The organism is Treponema sp. R8-4-B8 (genome assembly GCF_054786175.1).
In genome coordinates, this window is sequence record NZ_BDHE01000480.1 from 56,326 (window position 1) to 72,516 (window position 16,191).

Consider the following 16,191-nt stretch of genomic DNA (forward strand, 5'->3'; position numbering starts at 1 on the left):
CGTTTATTTAACGTCCTTTGTGTTCTTTGTGTGAAATTCTTTAGAATCAGTCTTTAGAGAACCAGCGTATTTTGGGGTGGAATTCTCCGCCTTCAAGCGCTGTTGTTGCTATATAGCGTTCACCAGAAGCGGCGATAAATTCGTAAAGGTTGAATGAGATTTGTTCAAGATGGGTATTAAGGAGGGAACCTTCGCTATTGGCAAAGGATGGAACGCTGGCCATATCAAAGACTGAAAGCCCCTTGAGTTTTAGGTAACATTCTTTTAGTGTCCAAATTTGATAAAAGCGCGTTCCGTTTGGGGAGCTGTCAGCATCAATATATTTTCTTTCTTGGGTGGTGAAAAACTCCTGCGCTATTTCTCTTGCTCTTGCGCGGGGGCGGACTAGTTCAACATCACAGCCGGTGCGAAGGTTTTTGCCCCTGACCAATGAAACTGCGGTTAATGCGCCGGAATGGGAGATGCTAAAATCAGCGTCACTACCCTGAAAAAAGGGGCGACCAGAGGCTTCCCTTGCTATATCATCCTCCGTAATGGGACGGCCTTCGCAAAGGGATAAAATGCGTCTTGCTTCGGCGCTTAAAAGTTTACGGCGTTCTAACCTTTTTTGTTGGTTATTATAATTGTTTGACAAAAGCGACAGATTTAGATAGTATGTCATAGCTTTAAATTTTGGGTAATTTTTTGAATAAAACAAAAACTGCCATAGTTTTAGTCCTCTGCTGTTGTTCCTGCGTCGCAAAAGCTCCAATCAGGGAAAACAGGCTCTTTGTCTACATTACAAACAGCTCAAAATTCTTTTTAATGCCCTGCGGGGACATTGAAAATCCCATAGACTCGGCGCAGCGTATTTCCGCCTCCTGGCAGGGCAATGATTATTCTTTTAACGCGTGGGTAAAAGCTGATGAAGCGGTGATGGAAATGACCCTTTTGAACGAACTCGGCGTAAGCGTGGGGGAGCTTTCCTATCAGAACGGGCTTGTGTCTTTCTCTTCCTCAATTTTTCCCAAGTCTTTTAAACCTGAATATATTGTAGCCGATTTTCAACTCTGTTTCTACAATATTACAGCGCTCAGTTCTGCCCTGAAAAACTGCGGGCTTATACTTGAAAACACGGGAAATACCCGCCGTATTTTTAAGGGGAAAACCATTATTATTGAAATTGAAAAAAATCAGAATGCCGTCAAATTGGTTAATCATTTGAGGGGATACGCGTATACTCTGGAAGGTGATTTTAAGTGAGAAAAAAGATTTGGCTGTCAACGCCTGGGCTTATCTGCTGCGCCGGAAAAAACAGAAATGAATTGTACGACTCTTGCCTGCGCGGTTATCAGGGCGGAATTGTAATGAAAGAATTACCGTCCGCAAACGGAAAATTACCCGTGGGACTGATTCCAGGAGAACTGCCAAAAGTTACTTCCCTGCCTGAATCTTTGACTAAAGAACCGGCTGTCTATGCGACGGGAACCAGAATCATCCGCATTATTGACGCGGCTTTGGAACAGATCCGTCCCAATATAGAAAAGGCCATTGCCAAATACGGTCCTGAAAAAATAGGGGTCTGCCTCGGTTCCTGCGACAATGGTTCGCAAGGCTCTCTTTTAGCCCATCAGGCTTTTCTTTCGCAAGGCGCTTTTCCGCAAGATTACAATCTTCGTTTTCAGAGCGCGTCTTTTCCGGCGGAATTTGTTTCCCTAAAATTCGGTCTTTCCGGCGCGGCGTTCACCATCGCCACCGCCTGCGCTTCTGGAGCAAGCGCGATTATTCGCGGGGCGGAATTAATAAGAGCCGGTTTGTGCGATGCCGTAATCGCCGGGGGCGCGGATATTGTCTCTGATACCGTCCTTGCCGGATTTCATTCCCTTGAAGCGGTTTCCGACAGCCTTACAAACCCGTTCAGTAAAAATAGAAAAGGAATCAACCTGGGCGAAGGGGCGGCGTTCTTCTTGCTTGAAGCCGCGGAAAACTCCGCCGTTGAATTGTTGGGTTCGGGGGAAAGCGCCGACGCTTATCACATGACAGGGCCTGGAACTGACGGAGCGGGGCCGGCAAAGGCGATGAAAGCCGCGCTTGCTGACGCTGAATTAAATACGCGGCAAATCGGCTACATCAACCTTCACGGCACAGGCACGGAGCTTAACGATAAAACCGAAGCTATCGCCATGAAGACGGTGTTTGACGAAGTGCCTCCGATGAGTTCAACCAAGCCAATCACGGGGCATACCCTTGGCGCGGCGGGGGCTTTGGAAGCGGCAATCTGCTGGATGGTACTGACTGAAAAAAGAGGGCTTCCGGTTCATTGCTGGGACGGCGTTAAAGACGAGGAAATTACCGGCTTGGAAAGCCTCGTTTCCCCCGATGAGGCGAACTGTCAAAAAACTCCTTCAATATGTATGAGCAACAGTTTTGCTTTTGGCGGATGCAATGTCAGTTTAATTTTGGGAAGGAGATAACAGTTGATCGAACAGGAAGAATTGCGAACTTTAATTCCGCACACGGGAAAAATGCTGCTCCTTGACAGGATAATTGATTATAATATTGAATATAGCATCAGGGCGGAATATAATATCACGGAGAGTTGTATTTTTTACGATCCTGTTTTGGACGGCGTGCCTGCATGGGCGGGGTTTGAATTTATAGCCCAGGCAATTTCAGCCCTTACGGGAATTAGAAAACGGGCAAAGGGAGAAAAACCTAAAATCGGGTTTATTCTGAGCATCCCGCATATGCGGATGGAAATTCCATTCTTTAAAAACGGCAGTTTGGCGGATGTTCGCGTAAAGGAAAGTGATCGTACCGATTTGATTTATACTTATGAAGGAGAAGTTTTCCTTAAAGATAAAAAAGTTATGGAAGGAAAAATGATGGTTATGGAAATCAGCGATGAGCGGCTAAAAACGCTGACAGGGGAAATAAATTGAATACTGAAAAAAAAGTTTTAGTAACCGGGGCAAGCAAAGGCATCGGCAGGGCTATCGCTCTTGCCGTATCAGAAGCCGGCTATCAGGTAACAGCGCATTATAACAAAGGAAAAGAAGCGGCTGAATCTTTGCAAAATGAAATTCTCCAAAAAGGCGGAAGTATCGAGCTGATTCAATTTGACGTGAGCGATAGGGAAGAGTGTCAAGAAAAACTCGATAAATGGACGGAAACAAACGGCGCGTTCTGGGGAATTATCTGCAACGCGGGAATCTCAGCCGACGATTCATTCCCCGGCATGAGCGGGGAAAACTGGGACGCCGTTCTTCGCACCGATCTTGACAGTTTTTACAACGTGCTTCATCCCCTTACAATGCCTCTTTGCAGAAAAAAGCGCGGGCGTATCATTACAATTTCTTCGGTATCGGGGATTATTGGCAACCGTGGGCAGGTAAATTACAGCGCTGCAAAAGCCGGCATTATCGGCGCGACAAAAGCCCTTGCGGTAGAACTGGCAAGCCGTTCCATAACGGTAAACTGTATCGCGCCGGGCATCATCGAAACTGAAATGATCCGTAATGTGCCAATGGACATAGTACTCCCGTCAATCCCAATGGGGCGTATCGGGAAACCGGGAGAAGTCGCGGCATTGGCTGTGTTTCTTCTTTCAGAGTCGGCTTCGTATATAACGCGGCAGGTAATTTCAGTAAACGGGGGCATGGTGTGAAAAAACGTGTAGTTATTACAGGCGGTTCGATTGTCAGCGCGTTGGGAAGCGAATGGGCGGATATATTGGCGAAGCTGAAAGCGGGAAAGAACTGCGTTCGCAGAATGGATGATTGGGACAAATATACGCGCATGAACACAAGGCTTGCCGCTCCCGTTGACTTTACCATGCCCGATTATCCGCGCAAAAAAATCAGAGGCCTAGGCAGGGTAGCCCAGCTTGCGCTAGTTTCCGCGGACAGGGCGTTGGCTCATTCGGGAATAAACGCCGATGATCCCGAATTGAAAAACGGACGATGCGGCGTCGCCTACGGTTCCTCTATGGGCAGCATAGATTCCCTCATGGATTTCTACAGCATGCTTGTCTTAAATGATCTGACCAACATGAGCGCCACAACTTACATCAAGGCGATGCCCCAAACCTGCGCCGCGAACATCGGCGTATTTTTCGGACTGACGGGAAGAATCATAACGACAAACACCGCCTGCACGTCTAGCAGTCAGGCGATTGGTTTTGCTTATGAGACAATAAAGCAGGGTATTCAGGACATTATGCTTGCGGGCGGCGCGGAAGAATTAAGCGCGGCGGACGCGGCGGTCTTTGACACCCTTTTTGCGGCAAGCTCTAAAAATGACACCCCTGAAAAAACTCCCGCCGCTTATGACAAAAACCGAGACGGGCTTGTTATCGGCGAAGGGGCGGGAACGCTTATTCTGGAAGAATACGAACACGCGGTTAAACGGGGAGCGAAGATAATCGCGGAAATTGCCGGATTCGGAACCAATACCGACGGCACTCATGTTACCCAGCCGAACCGTCCCACTATGGGCATCGCCATGAAGCTCGCGCTGGAAGACGCTGGTCTTGACCCGGCTTCAATAGCTTATGTGAATACCCACGGAACCGCCACCGATTCGGGAGACGTTGCGGAAAGCTGGGCTACTGCGGATGTTTTCCAAAGACCTATTCCTGCAAGCACGTTAAAGAGTTACATAGGCCACACTTTGGGAGCCTGCGGAGTTATTGAAGCGTGGGTTGCCATTAACATGATGAGGGAAAAATGGTTCTGCCCCAACCTTAACCTAGAAGAACTCGACCCGCGCTGCGGGCCGCTTGATTACATCACGGGAAACGGAAGGGAGATTGACGGGGAGTATATCATGTCCAATAACTTCGCGTTTGGGGGAGTTAACACTTCGCTTATATTCAGGAAAATATAATGCTATTTTTATTCACGGTGAAGGCGTCAATCACACCTTATTTTTAGATCCTCTTGCGAATAAGGTATGATTAACGCCATTGCGATATTTCTTTTTAACAGCTTACATGAATTATTTATTTAATGATCGTAAGCATAAGATCATTGCTGCTGGCCGCAACATCAACATTAAATGAAAGGCCATCCAATGATTGAATGGCAATCCATCTGAATTCTTTTAAATTGTCTTTCCATGTCGAATCTACTGAATTATCATTAGAAGGATCATACCATCCCCATCCCGTAAACACCGCAGGAGGAGCCGGATCAGGGCTGAGTTTTTTAGGCCCAATTATACTCCATTGATTGTTTTTTTGATCATATCCCCATATATTAAACGAAATATTCTTGTTTCCTATCCCGTTTTTAAGGTTAATGTTGTCTTTATATTTGCCTTTAACTTTTTCCCATAAATCTATTATCTTTGAAGACGCCATATCAAATGCAGGGGCGTTATTTCCCTGCGGTTTATCCGCTATGGGAATATTTTCAACGATTGTTATAACAATGTCATTACTGTCGTTGGCTTTCGCCTGCGCCATAAACTTTATATTAGCCGGTGAATAAACCGCAAACCATCTGAAATTCTTTATTTTCACGTTTTTAGGCGGACTAATCTTGTCATTATCTGAATACTCCTTTAATGTCGATGTCCCGATTAGCGTCCATTCTTTCTTTTTCTCTTCATAGCCATATACATTAAACGTAATATCCCTGGTTAATGTGGCGTTTCTAAAAATAATATTGTCTGAATACTTGCCTTTGCTTCCATTACTCCATAAGTCCAAAACAACAGAAGGCTGCTGATCGAATGCCGGAGCCGTGTTAGCGTTGGCCTGCGCCCAAACCCCTACAGCAGATACGAGAAAGAGAACCAAAAGAACCAAATTTGTTTTTTTCATAAAATTTTCTCCTAATTATAAAATTATTATGTTTGCTAAATCAGACCATAATTTTACATTTTTGTCAATAGAAGGCTAAAAAAAGCAAAGAAACTTTTATTCTCCATTTATATAGACAAAAGTTTAGTTATGGTAAATAATATTGCATGAATATAATTGCCGCAATATTAAACAAAAAAAGCATAAGAAAGTTTACCGTTATTACAAGGAAAATAGGCAAAAATGAAATTAATTAATTTTAGAAACGCGACGATTTTTTTAACTTTGATCTTTTTGACAGCCATTACGGGGAATATCGTTGCCCAAGAACAAACCGACGCTCCGATATACTTTATTAATTTTCAGCTTCTTCCCGGCATGAACCTGTTTGGCATTCCATTTAGAAGAACAACCGATATTTTCTTAATCGCGCCTACAGTGGGCATTGGATACAATCTTAGAGGGCTTGGTACCGCTTCGGTGGGTTTGATAAATACAGGCCGCGTTCAGGGCGTTCAGTTATCAGGCGTTTTTAATTTCGCCAACGCCGGTCTTGACGGACTCCAGACTGCGAGCATTTTCAATGTGGCGAAAGGCACTGTCAGGGGCATCCAGATTGCCGGAATAAACAATAACGCGTCTGGAACATTTTTTGGCATTCAGGCGGCGGGCCTAATAAATAACTTTAAAGGAGATATGTGGGGGATTCAATTAGGGGCGATTAACATACGCGGGGAAGGAGGCGGGGTAGGAGTTCAGGTTGGTTTGATAAATATTTCCGAATCGGGAAACGTAATCCCCATTGGAGTAGTTAATAAAGTAAAAGACGGCATGGAGCATTTTTTGGTTTATACTGACGATATGTTGTTCATGAACGCCGGTTTCCGCAGCGGTACAAAAATATTCTATACTCATTCAGGCATCGGTTTTGGCGGCGGACTGATTCCGGGCAGGGAAGGCGATAAACTGATAATTAACCGCGGCGGCTTTGGTTTTGAAATTCCTTTACGCAAATTCTTCATTGATATTGACATATCAACCGGTAATATATTTAAGGTGGACGAGGTTACGGACTTTTGGCAATTTTTCTTCGGTACCAATACCACCCTCTATCAGCTGCGTCTTATTGGCGGGTTCAAATTATTCGAGCGTTTAGGAGTATTCGCCGGTATTTCTTACGATTACCTGAATCAGAGTAAAAATACGGATCCGTCTCCGGGAGACTTTGCCGGCGCGGTACCCGGCAAATCATTTGACAATCAAACTCACAAAATAGGCATCTTCGGAGGAATGCAATTCTAAAGAAGACCTCTCGCAAAGGCGCATCGAACCCTTGGTTCGCAGACGCAAAGGTTGCTGTTTGTGAGATCATCGTTTTCCTTCAATATTTGTAGTTAAACTAATATATCTAGATCAATAATGAGTTATAGGACGAAAACTTTGCGCCCTTTGCGCCTTCGCGTCTTTGCGTGAACCTCTTCTCCTAGCGTCTTTTTAGCTAAAAAACATATTTACCCATTGCTATATTAACCGTTTTTGTATATTTTATAATTAATAGGAACATCTTATGAGTAAAGAAATACTTGAGATTGGCAAACATCGGCTTACTATTGAAACTCTTACTGCGGCGGCGAAAAAACAAATTAAAGTGCGTTTGTGCAATGACGCCGATTTTGAAACAAAGATAAAGAATGGCGCTGATTTTCTTGATGAGGCTTTAACGCGGCATGGCGGAATCTACGGCGTTACCACAGGTTACGGCGATTCTTGTACCGAGACGGTAAATCCGGAACAATACCGGCAACTGCCGGTTAATTTAACGCGCTTCCACGGCTGCGGCATGGGGGAGTATTTTGATGATGTTACAGTCAGGGCGTTGATGATCGTAAGACTCAATACGCTGGCAATGGGCTATTCCGGCGTCAGTATTGAACTTCTGCGTTACATTGAATTTTTTATAGAGCATGACATTCTGCCCCTTGTTCCGCAGGAAGGCTCCGTTGGCGCATCGGGCGATCTCACTCCGCTTTCATACCTCGCGGGCGCGTTAATCGGCGAGCGGCAAGTTCGCTATCAGGGCAAAGTCCGCTCCTCCGCCGAAGCGCTTTCGGAGCTTGGAAAGGCTCCCTATCAATTCCGTCCCAAAGAAGCCATCGCCATAATGAACGGAACTGCGGTAATGAACGCCGTCGCCGCTCTCGCTTTTTCCGACGCGGAATATCTTGCCGATCTTTCCTGCCGCGTAACAGCGATGAATTCCATCGCCCTTAAAGGCAACGCTTATCATTTTAACAAGCGGCTTTTCGAGCTAAAGCCGCATTCGGGACAGGCTTTGTCCGCGGAAAAAATACGCGTAAGTCTGCCCAAGGAAAACCAGGGCGCGCTTGCCGGCCCGTCACGGATTCAGGACATGTATTCAATTCGCTGCGCTCCCCATGTGATCGGCTTGTTTTACGATATGCGCGATACGTTGCGTAATTTTATTGAGACCGAGATGAACAGCGCCAACGATAATCCGCTCATTGATCCCGAAACCCAATCCGTATACCACGGCGGGCATTTCTACGGCGGGCACATCTGCTTTGCGATGGACTCGCTTAAAAACATAATAGCGAATATTGCCGACCTTTTGGACAGGCAGCTTGCCCTAATCGTAGACACAAAATACAACCGCGGGCTTCCGCCAAACCTGACGGGAACGGGCGGGGCAGTCGCGTGCAACCACGGATTCAAAGCCGTGCAAATCGCGGTTTCCTCATGGACAGCCGAAGCTTTAAAAAACACAATGCCCATGAGCGTATTCTCCCGTTCTACAGAATGTCATAACCAGGACAAGGTAAGCATGGGTACTATCGCGGCACGCGACTGCGCTCGAATAAACAAACTGACTTCTCAAGTTACAGCCGCAATGCTATTAGCCGCTTTTCAAGCACTCGATCTGCGGTTGAAAAAAGGCGAGCTTAAATTAAGCGACTTGGGGCAGACTGAAAAAACGTACAACGAAATAGCGGCTTATTTTAAACCGCTCGAAGACGACCGCCCGTTAGAAGACGATCTGCGAAAGACTTTAAAATTAATAGAGGATAGGCATTTTTGCCTGCGCCCATGAAATTAAAACTCATTTATCCCAAGTGGAACAAACTTCCAGGACAAACCACTTTTAATCTGCCTCCCCACGGGCCTGTTGTGTTTGCCGCGGCCCTTCCAGATTATGTGGAAGTAAAATTTACCGATGAGAATGTTCAAGACATTAACTTTGATGAAGACTGCGATCTTGTCGCTATCTCAATGATGCTCAGCACGCAGGTAAAGCGAGGCTGGGCTATCGCGGACGAATACCGTAAAAGGGGCAAGCAGGTTATCTTTGGCGGCATCGCCGTCATGCTGCACGCGGAGGAAACTCTCCCCCACGCCGACTCAGTGTTTTTGGGCGAAGCGGAAACCCGCATGGAACAGGTTTTCGCGGACTGGAAAGAGGGTAGTCTGCGACAGGTGTACAACTTTATGCCCCAACAGCCGCCGGTAGAATCAATAAACCCCGCCCGCCGGGATCTGTACCAACGCGAATTGTACAACCACAAAGGCGTTCAGATGGTAGACCTGTTCCACGCCTCCCGAGGCTGCCGTTTTAGCTGTTACCCATGCGCCGTCCCCTACATGGGAGGCCGCTCATTCCGCCCCCGTCCCTTTGACAAAGTAATTGAGGAACTCTCCGGCATAGAAAACAACCGCCTCTTTATTGTAGACAATTCACTCGCGCAGGACAAAAAATGGGAAATGGAATTGTTTAGCGAAATGATACCTCTTAAAAAGAAATGGATCAGCCACACCATCGAAGACGACCCAAAAGTGCTGGAACTTGCGGCTCGCGCCGGCGCGTGGTATGTGTATCAGGCTATTTATGACACGTCGGATTATATAAAAGAAAGAGTGAAACGCTACCACGACCACGGCATCGGCGTAGAAGGCACGATTCTTTTAGGACTGGACAATCAAACAGAAGACGACATCAAGCGCCTGATTGATTTCCTCTTGCAGATCCAACTTGACTTGGCTGAGTTTACAGTCCTCACCCCCTTCCCCCACACCAAAGCCTGGGATGACCTTGCGCGTCAGGGGCGCATTTTTGATCACGACTGGGATCATTTTAACGCTGGTCAGGTTGTCTTTACCCCCAAAAACATGAGCGCGGAGCGTCTTCAGGAATTGTACGATGACGCGTGGAAAACATTTTATCAGGATGAATCGCAGGAAGAAAAAATGTTCCACTTGCTTTCAACGGTTGTCAGCCGTGAAATGGACGATGGAACTTACCGCCCCCGCAACCGGCGGCTGATACACAAATCATTTGGGAAAGACGTTGTACGGAGCGTTGGAGCGGGCAGTTAAAAAATGCGCGTACCGGAAAAATACTACGATGAGGTTTTTGATTTTAAAGGCCAATGGGATATGCCTTCCCGCTGCGGCCTAAAAATTATTAAAAAAGAAAAACCCATTGTAATTGTCACAGAACTGTACCAGGACAACCCCGGAACCTCAATAACCGCCGCCGGAAAAAGCCTGGCGGAGCAGATCTGCCGCAGCAAAGGACTAACCCTAAATGAAATCATGTACCTAGAATGCACCCCCGACACCGGCTCAAAACTCTCCTTCTATGACGAAGAATTTTTTGAAGTAACCTTTTCAAGTATTTCCTCCTATAGACAACTCCCCACCTCTGAAGTAATGAATCTATTACATAATAAATAAATTTTTAAAAAAGATCTCGCGCAGAGGCGCAAAGGCGCAAAGTACTTGTCCGATAGCCCATTATTAACTAAATATATTAGTTTAACTACAAATATTGAAGGAAAAACGATGATCTTGCGAACAACAACTTTGCGTTCTTTGCGCCTTTGCGTCCTTTGCGAGATAAAATTTGGGAATAATTTTTTATAAAGTTTTAGATTTTACTGACTACTAATTACTCTGTCTTCCATAGGGGAGCAATTAAATCTACCAAATCTTGTACAGTACGGGCTTCTTTGAAAAGGGAGGGATCAAGTTTTGTTTCTAAATAGTCGCTTAGGCTTAGCGTCAGGTCTACCATATCAAGGGAATCTAGCTGGAGATCGTCATCAAGGCGTTTTTCAATGGCGATTGAACCGGCGTCAAGCTCAAACTCGGAGATCATTAATTCTTTTAGTTTTTCATAAATAACAGTTTTGTCCATTAATAATACGCCTGTTGTTAATAATATATTATCACAATAACGGATATTTGTCAATCATTAATCGCGGTTAAAATGTCAGGGTTATTTAAAATATACCCCTTCTTTAAAAGGATAATAATTATTTCTTCCACCGCATCAGGTATCCATGAGCGGTCAAAAACGCCGTGGGGATCCTTTGCGAGCCGCTCTTCAGTCTGAGCGTAAGAGTCCCTTGCGTCATGAAGCAAAACAAATCCGCCGCCCTGTTTTTCAACTTTTTTGACAACTTGTTTTACAACTTTACCGCGTTTTGTTCCGTCAGTAACAGCGTCATATACCCTTATGGTGCTTGTTACAATCGCGTATCCTGCATCGTGAATGATCTTTTCCTGCGCTGAAGTGAAAAAACCTCCGTGTGGCCGGTACAGTTTGGGAAAAACGTCAAAACCCAATGCCGCGGAAATAGCCGCATCCCCCCTTACAAGGTTATCCCTAAATTGCTCATCATTCATTTTGCTTGCCCATTTTTCCGAATACCCGTGATTGGCGATATAATGCCCCTCGGCATAAATGCGCTTTACAAGATCGGGATACCGCTCTGCATTTTCACCTAACAGACAGAACATGGCTTTAATTTGATATTTTTTAAGCACGTCCAAAAGCCGCGCGGTTGAATCGCCCTGGGCATTAGGCCCGTCGTCAAAACTGAAATAAACTATTGATTGGGGAATGTGGAGTTCATTTATGCCGCGATTTATTGTCTTGCAGGAAAAAATAAGTACAAACGGAAGAATTAGCGCAAATAGCGGTGCAATTAGCGGAGCAAGTTTATTTCTCATCATTTTTTTCATCTTCATTTATTGATTCTTCTATTGCCGAAGCGTCTTTTGCCGGAAACAGAAAAGCCGCTATTTCCCTTGTTATCGCCCGTACCGCTTTTGGACAGGGAAGATCGCGGTATTTTTCGGGGCTGATTTCTTGCCCCATACTGAGGCTGTATATATAGCGCTTACGCGTATTAAAGCCATACCACGGATCTCTTTTACCCAGGCCGAATTTATCAGTGCCGCCTATATGCACGGGAACAATATTGCAACCTGAAAATAGGGCGACTCTGGCGGATCCTTTCTTGAGAATTGTTTTTCCTGATCTGCGAGTTCTTGTTCCTTCAGGAAAAATGATTAAGCAGTTTCCCTGTTTTAATGTTTCGGCGCAAGAGCGCAGAACAATATCAAGATCAAGGGAATTGAGTATATAGAGCTGGCGTATTATTCCTTTAACAATAAAATTTTTATCCAAATAAGTGTTTACAATGCAGTCGGCGTTAGGGATAAGTGAGATAAGCATAACCACGTCAAGAAGGGACGGATGATTGGCGACTACAATCTTTGACGAAAGACGCTTGTATTTTTTTCTGTCGTCGGTTTCCAATGTTACTATCCCAATAAAATTCATAAGGAAAATAAAAAATCTAAAGGCGGATGAAACAAGACGCCTTCCGTGTTTTTTAAACAGATCCTTGGGATGAAGCGCAAGACGCATAACAGGAAAAGCTATTGAAACCAGAACCAGAGAGCCTAGGCCAAAGATGAAAAACGAAAACCACTTTCCAATCACGCGGTAGGCATAGAGCGGCCAATTTTTTACCGGAGGCAAATCAGGGGGAAACATGTATTTTTCCGTAAAGAAGGAGACGTTTTAGAAAATCAAAGGGGCTGTCCGAAAGGTTGCCCTGCGGGCTAGCCTCTTCCGCTATAAGTGACTGGAATGGAACGGAGAGGGATTGAGGTTCCCGCGTCAAAAGAAAAGCGAATGCCACAGGAGGAGGGCATTGGGTTTTATCGTCAGTTTGATTGGTTTCGCTTACATCACAATTTTTTAGCAGGCTTATATATTCAGGCGGCGCTTGCTCGTCGGCATATATAAAAATTAGTTCCTCCTGAGCGCCGGATAAAAACTCCGCTTGCGCCGCCAATAGGCTTGCGGTAAAAGAATTATTTCCCGGGTAGAGCGCCGAGTATCCCCCTTTGAGTCCTAGCGCAATGGAAGCCAATGCCGCCGGAGCGTTAAAAACTGAAAGCGAAAAAGCCGCCGGCATGAGCGCCTTATCTTCTATCAACATTTTGTTTATTTGATACTGCCTTGTAAGCTCGCCCCTAAATGAGACAAAGAACATTTTTGTATCTTCTTTAACAGGCAATATATCGTGAACAACCTGTACGGTCATTCTGGAGATTTGGCTCAACCGGCGGCGGAACAGGGAATCGGTAAAAGTTATTTCCGGTCCTTTCGCGCTGACAGAAAATTTGCGTTTACCCTGCGCCCATTCGTCCCATGCGCTGGAATTTTCTATTCCGGGAGCCCAAGCGCAAAGGCGGGAAATGTAAGCGCAGCCGCTCATGGTTTGCTCCGGCAGCATAAAAGCGAATAGTCATTGGAGCCTAAATTATGAATCTCTCTAACAATGTCAAAGCCCGCCCTTTCTACGGCCTGCGCGAGTTCACCGCAACGGTACATTTTACTGTTTCCGTTAGCCATACATGTAAAATAAAGGGATGTCGCCTGAAGCGAAAAAGAGGCTGCTTCAAAACGCTGTTTGTCCCAAAACGGTTCAAGTATATATACATGTGCCGACCCCGCCGCAGGTCGAACTTTCTCCATAATCATTGTAACTTGATCAAGGGAAAAACAATCCAGAAACTGGCTCATCCAAATTATGTCCGCGCCCGAAGGAATGGCGGTTTTTTTATCTAGAACATTACAGGCTTGAGTCTTTATTCTGTCCGAAAAACCGGCTTGCGCTATTTTACTCTCCGCCGCCTGAATTTGCCCGGGAAGGTCAACAATGGTAACCTCAACATTTGGATCATAGCGGCAACAACAAATTGCCCATTTGGCGGTATTCCCGCCTATGTCGATGATTTTTTTCGGTTTATGGGAAAAAACAACGGGGATAGCTTCTTCAAAACCTATATCGGAATAAAAATGGTCAAAGGCAAACCAGCTTTCCTTTACATTTTCCGGTAAAACCGAAAGAACCTCATAAATGGTTTTTCCCTCATGCCCGAAGACTTCAAGCCCCAGAGGTTTTCCCTCTTTTATCGAGCGGTTAAGTTCAAACGCCCCTTTATAACATACGTCATTTACAAAGTTGAGATTGACTTTTGTCATTTCATCTTCCAGCAGGAACCAGCCTGTCTTTCCTAAAACAAAGAGGGTTTCTCCGCCCTTATCCGGCGAATTTTCCGGGAGTATTTTGACCAGATTCATGCCCAAAGCAATCTCCAAAAGCACCTTTGCGCCATAAAGGGAAATTCCGGTCTTTTGAGCCGCTTTTTCAAGGCTGATTCCCCATTCGCCGGAATCGGAAACAGTTTTAAGCAGCCCGGTTTCCAAAAGAGCCTTTACAGCCTGAAAAGTAAGGGGGGCAAAGGCGATTTTTTGCGCCTCGAATTTCGCGTCTATCGCTTTAATAGTGTCTTTTGTGTAATTTTTTGTCGTATATTCCGGTACTTTCATTCTATATTTACTAAATATATCAATAATAAAAAAATCTGTCAAATACCATAAAATTCGTTATTTTCCGCTATTGTATGATTTTTTGTACTATTCCCAAAATTAGAAATATATATTATAATTAAGTATTAGGAGTGATCGATTTTATGAAAATGCTAAAAGGTAGGTTATTAATTGCCGCAATCATTCTTACAGTAATTGCGGTTATGGGTTACGCCCAGGTTAACAGGGATGAATTACAGGATCTTCCGCCTGTAGTTTTTATCAATTATGAAGGACCTCATGCCCGCGTGGATACAAGGGAAGAGATACGTCAGATTGGCGTGGGTTTGGGACGGCAAATTTCCGGAAAGACCGACGCCGGAACGTCAAACAGATATTTTGTAATTCACTGCGTATCTGGCGCGGAAGGAAACAAGATTGACGCTGACGTATTCGGTCTTGGCGTGGATACGGGCGTGGATCATATCAGAAACTTGCGCGTTATTATTCAGGGCTATTTGCAAACGGCGTATGATTATTCAGAAAAAGACGCCGCATTGTTAGCTGAATATATAACCATTTACAACGCCGTATACCGCGGAAACTGGGATTATTTTACAAACCGGTATAAAGCTCTTGTAATGAGCAATCTTACAAAAGACAAGGTAGGCCTTTCTATCCGTTATGACGAGTGGCCGGGCAGAACTTTAATTGTTATCCCTCTTGGAATCGGCGGTTTAAGTTCTGTTGATACAAGCACCCTTACTGAGCCAAAAGTCATTGAAGAAATGAGAAAAGAAGACGATCAGAGCATTCCTCAGCGTAAAGAAATGGTCAACCTGATGGAACGTGAAGCGTCAAAAGCCGAACAGCAGGCGAAGACCCAACGCGAATCAATTAAAGAAGATGAAAAACAATTAGCGCAGGATAGGCAGAAAGTGCAGGAAGAGCAAGCGCAGGGGAAAATAACTCCGGAAGAGGCAAAGAGAACGGAAGAGCAACTGGATAAGAGAGCGGAAGAAATTGATCAGCGCAAGGAAGAAGCTAAAAAAACTGAAGACGTAGCCGCGCAGAAAACTGAAGAAGCCCAACAGCAGAGGCAGGAAATCGCGAAAGATCAGCAGGCTGCAATTGCTCAGGATACAAGCGGCGTTTACGGCATAACAATAGAAAGAACATCCCCAGTCGTGATGGGGCGCATTGTCCGCATTAATCCGACTGACTTAAAAGAAATTAAAAGATCTCCGCTTGATTTAGTCCATGTAAGAACGGTTACGTTTATAGGCGGAAGAGTCCTCGCCATCGCCGGTGAGAATAAAGGCCAGGGCGCGGTACGTCTTGTCGAAATAAACCCCTCAAGCCTTGAAATGGCAAGACAGGGCAATGACGATATTAAGGCGGGAAGCCTTTTGTGGGTAAACGGAAGCGATCTTTACGCGATAGTAATTGATCTTGAAAAAAATAAATGCTACATCGGGCGCTTTAATACAAACCTTGAAGTACAGGCGGTATCAAGCGTAGCAGTGCATCCTGAAAGCACCGTAACAATACAGCAGGGACAACTTTTAACTGAGCGTGAAAACGGTTCGGCTTTATTGCTGAATCCGACGGATTTAACAGAAACTAAACCTAAAGACGCGGCGGCGCCAGCGACGGCGACAGCTCCGGCAGCGGCGGCTCCTGCGGCAGCGCCTAAATAAAAAGATAACCTCTAAAA

At 45.2% G+C, this 16,191-nt stretch carries 17 protein-coding genes; 10 read left to right on the top strand and 7 right to left on the bottom strand.

The features are described from left to right. Positions 1-46: 46 nt before the first annotated feature. Positions 47-661 (bottom strand): 4'-phosphopantetheinyl transferase family protein, encoded by a 615-nt coding sequence (locus ACYVRA_RS09840; RefSeq protein ID WP_461252522.1) that lies wholly within the window; start codon positions 659-661, stop codon positions 47-49. Between the two features lie 23 nt (positions 662-684). Here ACYVRA_RS09840 and ACYVRA_RS09845 point away from each other — a divergent pair, with 23 nt between their 5' ends. Genes ACYVRA_RS09845 through ACYVRA_RS09865 form a run of 5 tightly spaced genes read left to right on the top strand, consistent with a single transcriptional unit; the run spans position 685 to position 4,866 of the window. Next, entirely contained in the window at positions 685-1,242 is a 558-nt protein-coding gene (locus tag ACYVRA_RS09845) for a DUF3261 domain-containing protein (RefSeq protein ID WP_461252523.1), read from the top strand. Continuing rightward, positions 1,239-2,453 carry a beta-ketoacyl synthase N-terminal-like domain-containing protein gene (locus ACYVRA_RS09850; protein ID WP_461252524.1) on the top strand — a complete coding sequence of 405 codons (1,215 nt, stop codon included), beginning with the start codon at positions 1,239-1,241 and terminating at the stop codon, positions 2,451-2,453. The genes ACYVRA_RS09845 and ACYVRA_RS09850 overlap by 4 nt, the downstream gene beginning before the upstream one ends. A gap of 3 nt (positions 2,454-2,456) precedes the next feature. Next, positions 2,457-2,921: a 3-hydroxylacyl-ACP dehydratase gene (locus tag ACYVRA_RS09855; protein WP_461252525.1), complete on the top strand. Its 465-nt coding sequence runs from the start codon at positions 2,457-2,459 to the stop codon at positions 2,919-2,921. Continuing rightward, on the top strand, positions 2,918-3,646 hold the full coding sequence (fabG, locus tag ACYVRA_RS09860; RefSeq protein WP_461252526.1) for a 3-oxoacyl-ACP reductase FabG: 729 nt from the start codon (positions 2,918-2,920) through the stop codon (positions 3,644-3,646). Before ACYVRA_RS09855 ends, fabG begins: the two co-directional genes overlap by 4 nt. Next, a complete protein-coding gene (locus ACYVRA_RS09865) occupies positions 3,643-4,866 on the top strand; it encodes a beta-ketoacyl-ACP synthase (protein WP_461252527.1) in 1,224 nt (407 codons plus the stop codon). Before fabG ends, ACYVRA_RS09865 begins: the two co-directional genes overlap by 4 nt. Positions 4,867-4,981: 115 nt before the next feature. On the opposite strand, the gene ACYVRA_RS09870 is transcribed toward ACYVRA_RS09865, so the two are convergent. Further along, positions 4,982-5,806, bottom strand: coding sequence for a hypothetical protein (locus ACYVRA_RS09870; RefSeq protein ID WP_461252528.1), 825 nt, complete (start codon positions 5,804-5,806; stop codon positions 4,982-4,984). A 222-nt stretch (positions 5,807-6,028) separates the two neighbouring features. Here ACYVRA_RS09870 and ACYVRA_RS09875 point away from each other — a divergent pair, with 222 nt between their 5' ends. The 4 genes from ACYVRA_RS09875 (at position 6,029) to ACYVRA_RS09890 (ending at position 10,534) form a co-directional block, all read left to right on the top strand. Next, a complete protein-coding gene (locus tag ACYVRA_RS09875) occupies positions 6,029-7,087 on the top strand; it encodes a hypothetical protein (RefSeq protein WP_461252529.1) in 1,059 nt (352 codons plus the stop codon). Between the two features lie 265 nt (positions 7,088-7,352). Beyond that, the gene (locus tag ACYVRA_RS09880; protein WP_461252530.1) at positions 7,353-8,894 is read left to right on the top strand and encodes an HAL/PAL/TAL family ammonia-lyase; all 1,542 of its coding nucleotides are present in this window, start codon (positions 7,353-7,355) and stop codon (positions 8,892-8,894) included. Then, a complete protein-coding gene (locus tag ACYVRA_RS09885) occupies positions 8,891-10,174 on the top strand; it encodes a B12-binding domain-containing radical SAM protein (RefSeq protein ID WP_461252531.1) in 1,284 nt (427 codons plus the stop codon). The genes ACYVRA_RS09880 and ACYVRA_RS09885 overlap by 4 nt, the downstream gene beginning before the upstream one ends. A gap of 3 nt (positions 10,175-10,177) precedes the next feature. Beyond that, a complete protein-coding gene (locus tag ACYVRA_RS09890; protein ID WP_461252532.1) occupies positions 10,178-10,534 on the top strand; it encodes a hypothetical protein in 357 nt (118 codons plus the stop codon). Between the two features lie 214 nt (positions 10,535-10,748). Here the strand turns inward: ACYVRA_RS09890 and ACYVRA_RS09895 are convergent, their stop codons facing one another. Genes ACYVRA_RS09895 through ACYVRA_RS09915 form a run of 5 tightly spaced genes read right to left on the bottom strand, consistent with a single transcriptional unit; the run spans position 10,749 to position 14,495 of the window. Then, positions 10,749-10,997, bottom strand: a complete 249-nt coding sequence (locus tag ACYVRA_RS09895) for an acyl carrier protein (protein WP_461252533.1) — start codon at positions 10,995-10,997, stop codon at positions 10,749-10,751. 50 nt (positions 10,998-11,047) lie between these two features. Then, entirely contained in the window at positions 11,048-11,833 is a 786-nt protein-coding gene (locus ACYVRA_RS09900) for a polysaccharide deacetylase family protein (protein ID WP_461252534.1), read from the bottom strand. After that, positions 11,805-12,647, bottom strand: a complete 843-nt coding sequence (locus ACYVRA_RS09905) for a lysophospholipid acyltransferase family protein (protein WP_461252535.1) — start codon at positions 12,645-12,647, stop codon at positions 11,805-11,807. The genes ACYVRA_RS09900 and ACYVRA_RS09905 overlap by 29 nt, the downstream gene beginning before the upstream one ends. Further along, the gene (locus tag ACYVRA_RS09910) at positions 12,634-13,377 is read right to left on the bottom strand and encodes a beta-ketoacyl synthase chain length factor (protein ID WP_461252536.1); all 744 of its coding nucleotides are present in this window, start codon (positions 13,375-13,377) and stop codon (positions 12,634-12,636) included. The genes ACYVRA_RS09905 and ACYVRA_RS09910 overlap by 14 nt, the downstream gene beginning before the upstream one ends. Then, a complete protein-coding gene (locus ACYVRA_RS09915; RefSeq protein WP_461252537.1) occupies positions 13,374-14,495 on the bottom strand; it encodes a methyltransferase in 1,122 nt (373 codons plus the stop codon). The genes ACYVRA_RS09910 and ACYVRA_RS09915 overlap by 4 nt, the downstream gene beginning before the upstream one ends. Positions 14,496-14,638: 143 nt before the next feature. Here ACYVRA_RS09915 and ACYVRA_RS09920 point away from each other — a divergent pair, with 143 nt between their 5' ends. Further along, positions 14,639-16,174 carry a P83/100 family protein gene (locus tag ACYVRA_RS09920; RefSeq protein ID WP_461252538.1) on the top strand — a complete coding sequence of 512 codons (1,536 nt, stop codon included), beginning with the start codon at positions 14,639-14,641 and terminating at the stop codon, positions 16,172-16,174. Positions 16,175-16,191: the final 17 nt, after the last annotated feature.

Coding starts and splice junctions, on each gene's coding strand:
- ACYVRA_RS09840 (WP_461252522.1), bottom strand. CDS start 661: ATGACATACTATCTAAATCTGTCGCTTTTGTCAAACAATTATAATAAC.
- ACYVRA_RS09870 (WP_461252528.1), bottom strand. CDS start 5,806: ATGAAAAAAACAAATTTGGTTCTTTTGGTTCTCTTTCTCGTATCTGCT.
- ACYVRA_RS09875 (WP_461252529.1), top strand. CDS start 6,029: ATGAAATTAATTAATTTTAGAAACGCGACGATTTTTTTAACTTTGATC.
- ACYVRA_RS09880 (WP_461252530.1), top strand. CDS start 7,353: ATGAGTAAAGAAATACTTGAGATTGGCAAACATCGGCTTACTATTGAA.
- ACYVRA_RS09885 (WP_461252531.1), top strand. CDS start 8,891: ATGAAATTAAAACTCATTTATCCCAAGTGGAACAAACTTCCAGGACAA.
- ACYVRA_RS09890 (WP_461252532.1), top strand. CDS start 10,178: ATGCGCGTACCGGAAAAATACTACGATGAGGTTTTTGATTTTAAAGGC.
- ACYVRA_RS09895 (WP_461252533.1), bottom strand. CDS start 10,997: ATGGACAAAACTGTTATTTATGAAAAACTAAAAGAATTAATGATCTCC.
- ACYVRA_RS09900 (WP_461252534.1), bottom strand. CDS start 11,833: ATGAAGATGAAAAAAATGATGAGAAATAAACTTGCTCCGCTAATTGCA.
- ACYVRA_RS09905 (WP_461252535.1), bottom strand. CDS start 12,647: ATGTTTCCCCCTGATTTGCCTCCGGTAAAAAATTGGCCGCTCTATGCC.
- ACYVRA_RS09910 (WP_461252536.1), bottom strand. CDS start 13,377: ATGAGCGGCTGCGCTTACATTTCCCGCCTTTGCGCTTGGGCTCCCGGA.
- ACYVRA_RS09915 (WP_461252537.1), bottom strand. CDS start 14,495: ATGAAAGTACCGGAATATACGACAAAAAATTACACAAAAGACACTATT.
- ACYVRA_RS09920 (WP_461252538.1), top strand. CDS start 14,639: ATGAAAATGCTAAAAGGTAGGTTATTAATTGCCGCAATCATTCTTACA.